At 63.0% G+C, this 14662-nt stretch carries 13 protein-coding genes; all 13 read left to right on the forward strand.

The genetic code is table 11. From position 1 onward, the window contains the following. Nucleotides 1-1188 (forward strand): acyltransferase family protein, encoded by a 1188-nt coding sequence (locus tag MMB49_RS03715; RefSeq protein WP_082247870.1) that lies wholly within the window; start codon nt 1-3, stop codon nt 1186-1188. Beyond that, nucleotides 1178-1723 carry a hypothetical protein gene (locus MMB49_RS03720; protein WP_080543983.1) on the forward strand — a complete coding sequence of 182 codons (546 nt, stop codon included), beginning with the start codon at nt 1178-1180 and terminating at the stop codon, nt 1721-1723. Before MMB49_RS03715 ends, MMB49_RS03720 begins: the two co-directional genes overlap by 11 nt. 141 nt (nt 1724-1864) lie before the next feature. Beyond that, nucleotides 1865-2581, forward strand: a complete 717-nt coding sequence (gene ispD, locus MMB49_RS03725; protein WP_003819095.1) for a 2-C-methyl-D-erythritol 4-phosphate cytidylyltransferase — start codon at nt 1865-1867, stop codon at nt 2579-2581. A gap of 26 nt (nt 2582-2607) precedes the next feature. After that, entirely contained in the window at nt 2608-3651 is a 1044-nt protein-coding gene (locus tag MMB49_RS03730) for an NAD-dependent epimerase/dehydratase family protein (protein WP_003819097.1), read from the forward strand. A 53-nt stretch (nt 3652-3704) separates the two neighbouring features. Next, on the forward strand, nt 3705-4511 hold the full coding sequence (locus MMB49_RS03735; RefSeq protein WP_047271859.1) for an ABC transporter permease: 807 nt from the start codon (nt 3705-3707) through the stop codon (nt 4509-4511). Then, nucleotides 4501-5292: an ABC transporter ATP-binding protein gene (locus MMB49_RS03740; protein WP_003812647.1), complete on the forward strand. Its 792-nt coding sequence runs from the start codon at nt 4501-4503 to the stop codon at nt 5290-5292. Before MMB49_RS03735 ends, MMB49_RS03740 begins: the two co-directional genes overlap by 11 nt. A 208-nt stretch (nt 5293-5500) precedes the next feature. Continuing rightward, nucleotides 5501-6055 (forward strand): GNAT family N-acetyltransferase, encoded by a 555-nt coding sequence (locus MMB49_RS03745; protein ID WP_013363347.1) that lies wholly within the window; start codon nt 5501-5503, stop codon nt 6053-6055. Nucleotides 6056-6058: 3 nt separating this feature from the next. Continuing rightward, entirely contained in the window at nt 6059-6658 is a 600-nt protein-coding gene (gene pth, locus MMB49_RS03750; protein WP_003812652.1) for an aminoacyl-tRNA hydrolase, read from the forward strand. Beyond that, entirely contained in the window at nt 6648-10247 is a 3600-nt protein-coding gene (gene mfd / locus MMB49_RS03755; protein WP_047271861.1) for a transcription-repair coupling factor, read from the forward strand. The genes pth and mfd overlap by 11 nt, the downstream gene beginning before the upstream one ends. Next, nucleotides 10244-11761, forward strand: coding sequence for an anthranilate synthase component I family protein (locus MMB49_RS03760; RefSeq protein ID WP_047272052.1), 1518 nt, complete (start codon nt 10244-10246; stop codon nt 11759-11761). Before mfd ends, MMB49_RS03760 begins: the two co-directional genes overlap by 4 nt. Next, a complete protein-coding gene (locus MMB49_RS03765) occupies nt 11754-12542 on the forward strand; it encodes an aminotransferase class IV (protein WP_003817853.1) in 789 nt (262 codons plus the stop codon). The genes MMB49_RS03760 and MMB49_RS03765 overlap by 8 nt, the downstream gene beginning before the upstream one ends. 197 nt (nt 12543-12739) lie before the next feature. Next, the gene (gene eno / locus MMB49_RS03770) at nt 12740-14038 is read left to right on the forward strand and encodes a phosphopyruvate hydratase (RefSeq protein ID WP_003812660.1); all 1299 of its coding nucleotides are present in this window, start codon (nt 12740-12742) and stop codon (nt 14036-14038) included. Between the two features lie 90 nt (nt 14039-14128). After that, nucleotides 14129-14662: an FtsB family cell division protein gene (locus tag MMB49_RS03775; protein ID WP_047272054.1), complete on the forward strand. Its 534-nt coding sequence runs from the start codon at nt 14129-14131 to the stop codon at nt 14660-14662.

Raw genomic sequence — 14662 nt, forward strand, 5'->3', positions numbered from 1 at the left:
GTGCCGGGGAACACGAGCATGGCCGTCGCGCCCGCCGCCGGCGCCGGTGAGCCGGGCAGTGGCTCCGGCGAGACTGCCCGGCACGCGGCACCACGCGGCGCCGGGCGCCCATCATACGAGCTGCTGTCCAAATACCGCGGCGTGCTGATGGGCGTGCAGATCCTGCTGATCATGGCGTTCCACTACACCGAGGACCTGTCGAACGCGGCCGACCATTTCAACGGTCCCGCTCAGGTGTTCTACGACTATATCGGCAGTTCCGGCGTCGATATGTTCCTGATGATCTCGGGGCTGGGCCTGTACTACTCGTGGAAGCGCAACCCGGACGCGGGGGCGTTCTACCGCAAGCGGCTGACCCGCGTGCTGGTGCCGTACGTCGCCGTGGCGCTGGTCGGGTGGATCTGGTTCGACTTCGTCCATTCGGATGCCGGAGTGGTGCGTTTCCTCGCCGACATCGCATTCGTCACGTTTTTCACGGACGGTGTGAAGTGGTTCTGGTACATAGCGGTGTGCCTGATCTGCTATGTGCTGTTTCCGCTCGTGTTCGCCGTCGTGGACGGTACCCGAAACGTCGCCGCGGCATGGGTGCGAACGTTGGCATTGTGTGCGGCCTCGGTGCTGGTCGCGGTGGCGCTGTACAGGTTCGCGCCGTCTTTCTACGACAACGTCGATCTGATCGTCAACCGCATACCGTGCTTCATCTTCGGCGCGCTGCTGGGAAGGCTCTCGCATGAACGTCGTCCATTGCCCATGCCCGTGGTCGCCGCATGCATGACGGCCGTGGCCGTCATGCTCTACCCGATGCAGCTGGTTGATGTCCCTCTGGTCAAGGTGTACCTTCGCGCGGCGTTGAACCTGCTGCTGTGCATATGCGGCGTCGTCATCATGGACGTGATGGCCCGCGCGGGAAAGCCCGCGCTCGCAGGCCTTCACGACGTGGTATCGAAAGTGCTGAGCTGGTTCGGACGGTATTCGCTGGAACTGTATCTGCTTCACGTGATGATTCGCAAGATGCTGAACCTCAACAACCTGCCGACCACGCACCTGCGCTATGAGGCCGTCGTGATCATCGGCGCGATCGCGCTGTCGATACCCCTGAAACAGCTGTGCAACCTGATTCAGCACAGGCTGCTGCGTGGGAAACGTTTACTTAATGCCAAAGAGTACAGGGGCACATATGCGGCTTGATGCACCAGCAGGCGAAAATATGGCTGTATTCGTTTCACATGCCTTTGTTCTATATTTGAACCCTCTGCCGGTACCTCACATAGATGGCCCGTTCCTGTTCGGCCCGAACCGTTTCTTCCGTGACTACCTAGAGGGACGCAATATCGCATTTGAGGATCAAGAGTTGCAGGTGGATTTCTCTTCCATGAATGAGATGGGAATAACATTCATGGAAGAATGGAACAAGATGTACATGGGTGAGGCGCAATCAAAGCTGTCTGTCTTCAAAGAGAAAGATGTCCGCTATTACGCCGATGACTATGCCGCCTATGTGGGCCAGATGGTATTGGGTTGCGAGATCGGCGCCGAGCGTATTCTTGAACACCCTGACATCGAACGTTTGAAAACTGAGAACAAGAAACTATCCGAGAAGCGAAAGAAGCTCGAAGCGGATCTCAAGAAATCTCGCGCCGAGGTCCAGAAACTCCGTAACTCGAAGTCGTGGAAGGTCACTGCGCCACTGCGGGCGGTCATGCGTCTGTTTGGAAAGGACTGATGGTGGTTCGTCTTAGTGCACTCTGCGTGCCGAATACCACAGAAAGGTGAATGCTCGGTAAATAAGTCGTGTCTGGAACATAGACTACGTATGAGTTAACGGGGCTGCAAGCCCGAAAGCGCATATAACAGTGGAGAGGGTATGAACATCGCTGTCATTTTTGCGGGCGGCACCGGCCAACGCATGAATTCGCGAACCAAGCCCAAGCAGTTTCTGCTCGTGCACGGCAAACCGATCATCATCTACACGCTTGAGGCGTTCGATCAGCATCCCGACATCGACGCCATCGTCGTCGTATGCCTGAAGGAATACATCGACGTTCTCGAACAGCTCATCACCAAGTTCGGCGTCGGTAAGATCGCCGCGATCGTGCCAGGCGGCTCATCCGGGCAGGAGTCGATCCGCAACGGCGTCGACAAGGCGAACAGACTGTATCCCGCGGATTCGGTCGTCATCGTTCATGACGGCGTCAGGCCGCTGATCGACCAGCAGACCATCACCGACTGCATCGTCAGTGTGAAGAAGAACGGCAGCGCCGTCACCGTCGTACCCGCCACCGAGACCATCGTGCAAAGCGAGGACGGCGTGATCACCAACATCATCGACCGCAAACAGTGCCAGCTCGCCCGCGCCCCGCAGTGCTTCCGCCTCGGCGAGCTGCATGACGCACACCACAAGGCCGTGGAAGAAGGGCTCGGCGACTTCATCGACTCTGCGTCCCTCATGTCGTACTACGGCCACAAACTGTACGAGGTGGAAGGCGCCAACTCGAACATCAAGATCACCACGCCATCGGACTTCTACATCATGCGCGCCATCATGGACGCGGAGGAAAGCTCCCAGATCTTCGGTCTGTGACACGAACACGGAGGACAACGACCATCATGTTTGATCTGCAAGAGGAATATGCGTCACTGGCGCAGCATCTCGACATCGACTGGGATGCGCTCGCCGGCCGGCATGTGCTCGTCACCGGCGCCACGGGCCTTATCGGCTCGCTGTGCGCCCGCACGCTGCTGGAACGCAACCGCTTGACGGGGGCGGGCATCATCGTGGACGCGCTGGTGCGAGACCCGGCCAAGGCACAGGCCATGCTGGGGCAGTACACGGCCGACGACGGGCTCGTGCTGCATCAGGGATCGCTCGAAGATGTCGACTCGCTCGACCTGCCGGCGGACTATGTCATCCACACCGCCTGTCCGACCGCATCGTCGTTCTTCATGTCCCATCCGGTCGAGACGTTCTCCGCGATCGTAGACGGCACCAGGTCGATGCTGGAACTGGCGCGACGCCGCGGCGCGGCCTCCTTCGTCTACGTCTCCAGCATGGAGATCTACGGCATGGGCAACAAGCAGCGCGGCACGGAACACCTGCTTGACGAGAGCGCCGTCGGCTACATCGACCCCTGCTCGGTGCGCAGCTGCTACTCCGAAGGCAAGCGCGCCGCCGAAAACCTGTGCGTCTCATACCATTCCGAATACCAGGTGCCGGTCAAGGCCGTCCGCTTGGCGCAGACCTTCGGCCCGGGCATCCCTCGCGACGACGTCCGCCTGTTCGCGGCGCTCGCACGCAACGCCGTGGCCGGCAAGGACTTCGTCATGAAGACGACCGGCGAAAGCACACGAATGTACTCATACACCGCCGACGCGGTGTCCGCCATCCTCACCGTGCTGGTCGCGGGGGAGAACGGCGTCTCGTACAACGTGGCCAATCCCTCCACCTACTCGTCAATCCGCGAGATGGCCGATATGGTGTACCGCGAATTCGGTACGGGCGACGCGCGCGTCATCATCGACGTCGACCCGAACGCGCCCTACCCGCCGGAGCACCACCTGCCACTCGACGTGTCACGCCTTGAGGCGCTCGGCTGGAGGCCGCAGGTAGGTCTCGAAGACATGTACCGCAAGCTCATCGCATACATGGGCTGACCTCGCGGGAGACCGCACCTGACCATGAGAAGACAAGCAGATTTGGAAGAACATTGTTTGCAACACTGAAGCAAGTCGTCGGCGAGAACTGGCATTGGCGACGGCAGGTCTGGAATCTGGCGAAGATCGATCTGGTGAAGACGTACCGCGGTGCCGCGCTCGGCAAGATCTGGCTGTTCGCCAAACCGGCCGTGTACATCCTGGTTTTCTGGGTGGCACTGAAATTCGGTCTGCGCAGCTCGTCCGACGTCAACGGCAAGCCGTTCCTGCTGTGGCTCGCCGCCGGTGTGTTCCCGTGGTTCTTCATGTCCGACATGATTACTACCGGCAGTGACGTATATCGTCGATACCCGTATCTGGTGAACCGCATCAAATTCCCGCTGTCGCTGATTTCCACGTTCTACACGCTGTCGCTGCTCATCATCTTCGCGTGCATGATGGCGTTCACCATTGTGGTGGCGCTGCTCACCGGCGTGCATCTTGGCCGCTACATGCTGCAATTGCCGCTGGTCATGGTGTTCATGTTCCTGTTCTGGGTGGCGTGGTCCATGGCTTTGTCGCCTTTGAGCGCGATATCGCGCGATTTCTCGAACCTGCTCAAGACGCTCGGCACCCCGTTTTTCTGGCTGTCCGGCATCCTGTTCGACATCAGCGGCTGGCCGCGAACCGCCCGTCTGGTGGCGTCCTTCAACCCGGTCACATGGGTCGTGCAGTCGGTGCGTGACTGCTTTATCTACAACAAATGGTTCTTCACGGATTGGGAGTCGTTCCTGCCGTTCCTGTTCGTGCTGCTGATCTTCGTCGTGCTCGCGCTGCACAACTACCGCCGTCTGTACATGGAGGTGCCGGATGTCCTCTAAGCTCCCATCGAATGTCACGCGAATGGGCGATGCCACGGTCATCCGCGACGAGGACGCGAGCAATCCCGTCGCCGTGCGCTTCGACCACGTCACCAAGCAGTACAAGCTGTTCAAGAACGACAAGCTGCGCCTGCTGTCCACCTTCTCCAAGCGCATTCCGCACGATACGGTCAACGCGAGCGACGACCTGAGTTTCACCGTGAACCGCGGCGAATCCCTGGCGCTGCTCGGCGACAACGGCGCCGGCAAGTCCACGGCGCTCAAGATGATCACCGGCGTGTGCTTCCCGACGTCCGGCACCGTCGAGGTGCACGGGCGCGTGTCCGCGCTGCTGGAGCTTTCCGCGGGCTTCGACATGAAGCTGTCGGGCATGGAGAACATCGACATGCGCTGCCAGCTGTGGGGTTTGTCGAAAGAGGAGTCCAAGGAGCTCATTCCCGAGATCGTGGAGTTCTCGGAACTCGGCAAGTACATCGACCAGCCGATGCGCACGTATTCGAGCGGTATGCGCGCCCGTCTGGGCTTCGCGTTCGTGTCGTCGATCCGCCCGGACATCCTGGTGGTGGACGAGGCGCTGTCCGTCGGCGACCGCAAGTTCGCGAAGAAGTGCCGCGAGCGGGTCAACAGCATCATCGCCAACGAGAACGTGACCGTGCTGTTCGTCACCCACTCGACCGGCACCGCGAAGGAGTTCTGCCACAGGGGCATCGTCATCCAGAAGGGCAAAGCCATGTTCAGCGGTGGCATCGAGGAGGCCGTCGACTTCTACACCGCCTCGTGACGCTTCGACCGTTCCGTTGACGGCGTTGCCGGCAAGCGGCACGGCCGACGTCCATTGACCGCGCTCGGTCGGATGGCCGGGACAACTCCCGCGTTTCGTGATTGTGCGGCCGTTGTCCACGTTTCTGTCGGCGGATCGAGGCGAATCGCGCATCATGCACCGCTGACACCAGTCTCACCCGCCCTATCCCGCCGGCAGGGCGGTTGTTATGCTTGAAGACATGTCCTATACCATCCGCGCGGCCGTTGATGCCGACGTTCCGGCCATCGCCGACATCTACAACGAGGCGGTGATCCGTGGGGGAGCGTCCGCCGACCTTGAACCGGTGTCTCTGGAAAGCCGTCGTGCGTGGGTCGACTCCCATCGGCCACGCGCCAAGTATCCGGTCGTCGTCATCGAAGGTCCCGAAGGCGCCGTCGTGGGGTTCGGCTCGCTTTCGAAATTCCATCAGCGGGCCGGATACGACGGCATCGCCGAACTGAGCTACTACATCGCCGACGACCACCAACGCCAGGGACTCGGCACCATGATGGTGCGATGGCTGATCGATGCCGCGGCAGAGCGCGGATTCACGCATGTCACGGCGATCATCTACGCCGACAACGCCGGTTCCGTCGCGCTCATGCGGCGGTTCGGATTCATCCGGTTCGGCCTGCTTCCCGCCGCGGTGGGCGCGCTCGACGGCAAGCTGCATGACATGAGCTATTGGGTCAAGGCGTTGGCGGGTGGGGTACAATCCTTAAGGTTGAAGACAGGAGAGTAACACATGGCATCCGATTTCTGGCTGATCGTGGGGCTGGGCAATCCCGGCAAGAAGTACGAGGGCACCCGTCACAACATGGGCTTCATGACCGCCGACATATTGGCCGAACGCTGGTCCGTCGCCTTTTCCGACCACAAGGGGCTCGCGATGCTCGGCAAGGGCGCGATGAATCTGCAGGGTCGCAACGTCAAGTTCTTCCTCGCCAAGCCGCTGACCTACATGAACGACTCGGGCAACGCGGTCGCCTCGATCAGCGCGTACTATCAGATCCAGCCGGATCACGTCGTCGTCATCCATGACGACATGGATCTCGAATTCGGCCGCATAAAGGTCAAGGCGGGCGGATCCGCCGGCGGGCACAACGGCATCAAATCAATCGACAAGGCCCTGAGCACCCCGAAGTACGCGCGCGTGCGCATGGGCGTCGGCCACGCTCAGCGCGGAGCCCACGCGCACGACAACACCGTCAACTGGGTGCTCGGCGGTTTCGGACCCGACCAGCGCAAGCAGCTGCCGGAATTCCTCGCAGACGGCGCCGACGCGGCCGAAACCATCATCTTCGACGGACTCGCCGCCACCCAGGAGAAGTTCAATGGCCGCTGAGCAGGGACGCGCGCGCGGCAAAGCGTCCGCCGCCACGGCCACACGCGTCCAGAACGCGCTGATCGACGGCTCCCTGTGCGGCATCCTCGAACGGCTCGATGAGGATCCGGCATTTCATCGGCTCGTCAGCGGCGGCATGAGCATCGCCGACGACAAGGACATCGCCCCGATCATCACCGTGGGCGCCCCGGACGGGTTGCGCCCGGCCATCGCCGCAGCGCAGGCGGAACACACCCCCGTCGTCCTGGTCGTGGCCTCCAGCCGCGAGGCCGAGGACACCGTGAACGCGCTGCGGTCGTGGTACGACGGCGACCCGAACGACATCGCACAACTGGAGGCCTGGGAGACGCTGCCCCACGAGCGGCTCAGTCCCCGTGCCGACACCGTGGCGAGCCGCATGGCCGTATTCCGCAGGCTCACGCACCCCAGCGACACCAATCCGATGTTCGGACCGATCCGCATACTCGTCATGCCGGTGCGTTCGCTGATCCAGCCCGTTGTCAAGGGGCTCGGCGACGTCGATCCGCTCGTCTTCACGCAAGGCGAGGAGCTGCCTCTCGACGACGTGTCGCGTCGACTGGTTGAGAACGCCTACACGCGCGTCGACCTGGTGATGGACCGTGGCGAGTTCGCGGTGCGCGGCGGCATCATCGACGTCTTTCCCCCAACCGCGCCACATCCGGTGCGCATCGAGTTCTTCGGTGACGAGATCGACTCCATCCGAGAATTCCACGCGTCCGACCAGCGCACCTACGGCGAGGGCGTCCGCACGATCTGGGCGACGCCCTGCCGTGAACTGCAGCTCACCGACGCCGTGCGGGACCGGGCGAAACGGCTCATCGGGCAGATTCCGAATGCCGACGACATGCTGGAGTCCATCGCGAACGCGATTCCCATCGAAGGCATGGAATCCCTGATGCCCGCGCTCATCGACGACATGGAACCCGTGACCGGCATGCTCGACAGGCATGCCATCATCATGCTCGCCGACTCGGAAAAGCTGCGCCGCGCGGCGGACGACCTCTCGAAAACCGCGAACGAGTTCCTCGCCGCCAGCTGGCATGTCGCCGCGGCCGGGCACGGTGCCGGAGCTCCCATCAGCTTCGACCAGGCCAGCTTCCTCGACTACGAGGAGACCATCAACTCGCTCGCATACTCCAGCCACGACGTGTGGAACCTCACCAGTTTCGGCGTGGACGCCAGCCGCCCGAACCACGTGCAGCTCGCCGCCGGCAACCCGGGCGAATACCGCGGTGACGAGACGAAGGCCGCGGCCGGCATCGAGGGGCTCATCGACGCGGGGTACCAGGTCACCGTCACCGCGGCCGCGCAGGGCACGCTCGCACGATTGAAGCGAGCCATCAACGAGACCGGCATCGCCTCGTTCGACGTCATCCGCTCCCAGGCCATCGACGGGTTCATCGACACGGCGGCGAAGACCGCGCTGCTCACCGAACGCGACCTGACCGGACGGTCCAGTGCGGCCGGTCAGGCGAAGACCCCCAAGCGCCGCCGCAAGGCAATCGACCTGATGGAGCTCAAAGCCGGAGACTACGTGGTCCATGAGCAGCACGGCATCGGCCGTTTCCTGGAGATGCGGCAGCGCACCATCGGCACCGGGGCGAACAAGACCACGCGCGAATACCTTGTCATCGAATACGCGCCCAGCAAGCGCGGCGCCCCGGCCGACAAGCTGTTCATCCCCACCGATCAGCTGGATCTGATCAGCAAATACATCGGCGCGGAGGCCCCCAAGCTCAACAAGCTCGGCGGCTCCGACTGGGCCGCAACCAAGGCGAAGGCGCGCAAGCACGTGCACGAGATCGCCGAGGACCTGGTGAAGCTGTACTCTGCCAGGCAGCGCACCAAGGGGTTCGCGTTCAGCCCCGACACGCCATGGCAGAAGGAGCTGGAGGACGCGTTCCCGTATCAGGAGACGACGGACCAGCTCACCACCATCGACGATGTCAAGTCCGACATGGAGAAACCAGTGCCGATGGATCGCCTCATCTGCGGCGACGTCGGCTTCGGCAAGACCGAGATCGCCGTGAGAGCAGCGTTCAAGGCCATACAGGACGGCAAGCAGGTGGCCGTCCTCGTGCCGACTACGCTGCTCGTGCAGCAGCATCACGAGACGTTCACCGAACGGTACGAGGGCTTCCCGGTCACCGTTGCGGCCATGAGCCGCTTCCAGACGACCAAGGAGATCAACGAGACCATCGAGGGACTGGAGACGGGTGGCGTCGACGTCGTCATCGGCACCCACAAGCTGCTCAACCCCAAGATCAAGTTCAAGGATCTCGGCCTTGTCATCATCGACGAGGAGCAGCGGTTCGGCGTCGAGCACAAGGAGACGCTCAAGGCGCTGCGCACCAATGTGGACGTGCTCTCGCTGTCCGCCACGCCTATCCCGCGCACGCTGGAGATGGCGGTGACCGGCATCCGCGAGATGTCTACGCTCGCCACCCCGCCCGAGGACCGGCTTCCCGTGCTCACCTACGTGGGCGCGTACGAGGACGCTCAGGTCACGGCCGCGGTCCGGCGCGAACTGCTGCGCGGCGGACAGGTGTTCTACGTGCACAACCGCGTGCAGGACATCGCGAAGACAGCCGCGAAGATCCACGAGCTCGTCCCCGAGGCGCGAGTCGGCATCGCTCACGGCAAGATGGGGGAGAAGCAGCTCGACGGCGTAATCCGCGACTTCTGGCATCGCGACATCGACGTGCTCGTATGCACGACGATCATCGAGACCGGACTCGACATCTCCAACGCGAACACGCTGATCGTAGACCACGCCGACCGGTTCGGCCTCTCCCAGCTGCACCAGCTGCGCGGGCGCGTCGGCCGTGGCCGCGAACGCGCGTACGCCTACTTCCTATACGACCCGTCCAAGCCGATGACCCAGCAGTCGCACGACCGCCTCGCCACCATCGCGCAGAACACGGCGCTCGGAAGCGGCTTCGACGTCGCCATGAAGGATCTCGAACTGCGCGGCACCGGCAACCTGCTGGGCGACGAACAGTCCGGGCACATCGAGGGCGTCGGCTTCGACCTGTACGTGCGCATGGTCTCGGAAGCCGTCGAACAGTACAAGGAGCCGGAGCGGACCGAGCCGGTCGCGGTCACCATCGACCTGCCCATCGAAGCGTCCATCCCGGTGGACTACATCGATTCCGACAAGCTGCGGCTCGAAGCATACCGGAAACTGGCCGCTTCGCGCACCGATGAGGACCTCAAGGAACTCGCCGACGAACTCACGGATCGCTACGGCAAACTGCCGGAGGAGTTCGAGACGCTGTTCGGCGTGGCCCACCTGCGCATGAAGGCGCGGGAACTCGGCATATCGGAGATCGTCGCTCAGGGCAAGAACGTGCGCGTCGGCAAGATCGACCCGCCCGAATCGATGCAGATGCGCATCAACCGCATCTACCGCGGGGCGCAATACCGGCCGGTCACGCACACATACCTGATCCCCGCGCCGTTCGCGGGCACGCTCGGCGGCAAACCGATGCCGGGCGATCAGGTCATGGACTGGGTGAGCGACCTGCTGCACGACTTCGCATGGAAGCCGCAACCGAGGAAGGCATGATGGGCTCCGGATCCCCGTTCGAAGGCATGCCCGGAGGCATCGGGGAGCGGAACGGCATGATCCGGCTGCCGTACCATCCCCTGACTTCGCTGATCCGGCATTTCGACAATGGCCAGGCCCTGACGCTCCTGCACTCGGGGCGGGGCGGACGGTATTCGGTGCTCGGACTGCACGCCTACCATCGGCTCATGCAATACGGCGATGACGTGATGGAAGGCACCCTCGCCGTCTGCGGAGACGACGATGTCTGGCGGGACCGGCTGCTCCCCGGCCAAGACGCGCTCATGCTGCTGCACGACCGGCTGCGTGACGAGCCCGGCGTGCTCGGATTCATGTCATATGATGACGGCCGACGCCGGGAAGGCGCGCGATCCCGGTTCGACGGCGGCCCGCAGGCGGCAGAGCGAAAGACGCCGCCGGACGCCGCATGGTGGAGTTTCGACGACATCCTCATCGAAGACCGGCAGCGGCGCTCGCTGACCCTGCTCAGCCATCATCGCCACCCGAACAGTGCCCGGAACATCGCCGCCATACGATCCGTCTGCCAGTCCGCCCCCGCTGGCGGGGGCTGTCGCGAAGCGACTGTGGGTGGTTATCCAGACTCCCCGCACACCTCAGCCTCCCACCGCGGCGCATGGCGCTGCGACCACGATCGCGCCTCATACTGCGAGGCCGTGGAACGACTCAAATCGCACATGCACGACGGCGAAGCCTACGTAGTGAACTACTCGTTGCGTCTCGACGTCACCAGTCCCGTGACGCCCCTGGACATGTTCCTGCGTCTGAACGACGACAATCCCGCGCCGTTCTCCGCATATGTCAACGGCGGCGGATGGCAGATCGTCAGCTCGTCGCCGGAACGGTTCCTCGAATGCTGCAGCGGCCATGTCGTCACCCGCCCCATCAAAGGAACGCGGCCACGTGGCCTCACCGTGCAGGAGGACGCGGCCAACCGCGCCGCCCTTGAGCAATCCGGCAAGGACCATGATGAGCTGCTCATGGTCACCGACCTCGAACGCAATGATCTGAGCCGCGCGGCGATTCCCGGAACCGTGCAGGTCACGGGGTTCGCCGAACTGGAGACACACCCGCACGTGTTCCATCTGGTGTCCACCGTCGAGGCCGAATTGCCCGATGCCCGCGATCTGTCCGAACTGCTTGCCGTCATGTCGCCGGGTGGATCGATCACGGGGGCTCCCAAGCGCCGCGTCATGCAACTCATCGACCGGTATGAACGGTCGCCTCGCGGCGTGTACACCGGTTCTCTCGGCTACATCACCGCCGATGGCGACTGCGATCTGAGCATTCTGATCCGCTGCGCGACGCACGTCGGGCGATGTGACAAGGCTGGCCTGTACCGGATCGGCGCGGGCGGCGGCATCACCATCGAATCCGACCCGGACGCCGAATACGACGAGGCCATGCAGAAAGCACAGGCGCTGCTCGACGCGCTGGACTGTGACGTGTCGGACAGTGACGTGCATGACGGAAGACAAGGACAATGGCATGACTAATAGCAATGGCACGCCTGGCGGCGAAGGCACGGCCGTCACATTCGCCCTGGATGAGGGATACCAGTTCGGCCTCGGCGTATTCGAGACCATCAACCTGACCGGCGGGCGACTCGTCATGCTCGACCGTCATCTCGACCGGCTTCGGCGCGGAGCGCGGGCATTGGACATCGACGCGCCGGACGATGATACGCTGCGGGCTCATATCGCCGAACATCTCGACGCGGCAGAATTGCCTGACGGTAGGTCGTTCGCGGTCAAGCTCATGGTGTCGTCCGCGAACGTCATCGTCACGCATCGGCCGAACCCGTATGCGGATTGGGCGCAGGACCGCGGTCTCAGGCTTGGCTGGTGCCGCGCCTGGCGCAACGAGTGTTCGCCGCTCACGGCGCACAAGACGCTGAATCAGGGCGACAACATACTCGAATCGCGTTCGGCTCGGCGGCTCGGCTTCGATTCCGCCGTGTACCTCAACACGCGCGGCGACATCTGCGAGACCACCAACGCGAACCTGTTCTTCGTGCGCGACGGGCGGCTGTACACGCCGGACGAGCGATGCGGGCTGCTACCCGGCACCGTGCGGGCGTGGCTGTGCGAACGATACGAGGCCGAGCAGGGGACCTTCCGACAGGATTCGCTGGACAGCTGGGATGAGGTCTTCGCCACCAACGCCCTGATGGGCGTGCGCCCGGTCGTCGAGCTGGGGGATGCGGGCTATGGAATCGGGCCGGTGACGCGGGCGATCCAGCGCGAATACCGTCGGCTTGAGCTCGGTATCCTCTGACCGCCCTCAGTCGGCTCCGCCGCCAGTCCTCGACAGTGGCGGCGGAGCCGGCCGAGGGTGGTCAGATGTACGGAATCTGTCTATATCCAGCCGAATGTTAGCGCTCATATTATTTTTCCGAGAAATTCTGGCACTCGTCCACAAAAGGCATTATTCTTAAGTCTGTCATCACAACCTAACAGTCTTAAGGAGTAGTTGTGGCAGCTATTGAAAGCGTTTACGCGCGTCAGATCCTTGATTCCCGTGGCAACCCGACCGTTGAGGTCATCCTCGACACCGAAGACGGCGCCGAAGGCCGCGGCCTGGTTCCGTCCGGCGCTTCCACCGGTGAGGCCGAGGCTTGGGAGCGCCGCGATGGCGACAAGTCCGTCTACGGCGGCAAGGGTGTGCTGAACGCGGTCAAGGCCGTGAACGAGGTCATCGCTCCGAAGGTCATCGGCATGGATGCCACCGACCAGCGCGCCCTCGACGACCTGATGATCGAGCTCGACGGCACCCCGAACAAGGGCAAGCTGGGCGCCAACGCCATCCTCGGCGTCTCCCTGGCCGCCCTGTACGCCTCCGCCGAGTCCGCCGAACTGCCGCTGTACCGCTACATCGGCGGCACCAACGGCCACATCCTGCCGGTCCCGAACATGAACATCATGAACGGCGGCGCCCACGCCGACTTCGCCACCGACATCCAGGAGTACATGATCTCCCCGTACGGCTTCGACACCTACAGCGAGGCCCTGCGCGCCGGCGTCGAGGTCTACCACACCCTCAAGAACGTCCTGAAGAAGGAAGGCCTGAACACCGGCCTCGGCGACGAAGGCGGCTTCGCCCCGAAGATGAAGTCCAACGAGGACTCCCTCAAGTACATCATGGACGCCATCTCCGCCGCCGGCTACGAGCCCGGCAAGCAGATCGGCATCTGCCTCGACGTCGCCTCCTCCGAGTTCTACAACAAGGAGACCGGCAAGTACCGCTTCGACGGCGAAGAGCGCGACTCCGCCTACATGCTCGACTACTACGAGAACCTCATCAACGAGTACCCGATCGTCTCCATCGAGGATCCGTTCAACGAGGAAGGCTGGGAAGACTGGGCCGAGATCACCCGTCGCCTCGGCGACCGCCTGCAGTTCGTCGGCGACGACCTGCTGGTCACCAACCCGGCCCGCCTGCGCAAGGCCATCGACATGGGTGCCGCGAACTCCCTGCTGGTCAAGCTGAACCAGATCGGTTCCGTCACCGAGACCCTCGACGCCATCGAGCTGGCCACCGAGAACGGCTACACCTCCATGGTCTCCCACCGCTCCGGCGAGACCCCGGACACCACCATCTCCGACCTCGCGGTCGCCAAGAACACCCGCCAGATCAAGACCGGTGCCCCGGCCCGTGGCGAGCGCGTCGCCAAGTACAACCGCCTGCTGGAGATCGAGGAGGAGCTCGGCTCCACCGCTCAGTACGCCGGCTACAGCGCCTTCAAGGCCTGCAAGAAGTACATCGCCAAGTGATTGTCGCGGCCGTAAGGCCGAGACAATGCTAGCGTCGTGACAATGCCCGGCATATTCGCCAAGTCGAATGTGCCGGGTATTTTTGTTGCCATGAACGACTCGACCCGGAACATGCGACCACGCGGCAAACGAAGCAAACGGCACGGCACCGGACCGATCGCGTTCTTCGTGTCGCTGTTCATCATCGCGCTCGGAGCCATCCAACTGGTCTCCACGTTCCACACGTACGCGCTGAACCTCGCCCAGCTCAACGACCTCAAGAATCAGGAAGCCGCGCTTATCACCAAGAAGCAGGATCTCGAAAACGACATCGAACGCTGGAACGATGACAGCTATGTGGCGACGCAGGCGAGGGAGCGGCTCGGCTTCGTCTTCCCCGGTGAGAAGGCGGTGCGCGTGCAGCACCCGGAAGCGGTGACGGGCACGAGCGAGGGGGCCGCGAAGACCAAAAGCGGTACATCCGACGGGAAGGTGCTGCCCTGGTACAGCGAGCTCGAATATTCGTTCAAGAAAGCCGATGAGCGGCCATCGAAAACGGCCTCTGGCAGCCAATCGGGCGATACCGGCAAAGCCGACGGCAACTCCGGCAGCGCAACCGACACGAACTCGGGCGACAAGCAGTAG

This window comes from Bifidobacterium sp. SKU (assembly GCF_026016405.1).
Taxonomy (GTDB): Bacteria; Actinomycetota; Actinomycetes; order Actinomycetales; family Bifidobacteriaceae; genus Bifidobacterium; species Bifidobacterium bifidum.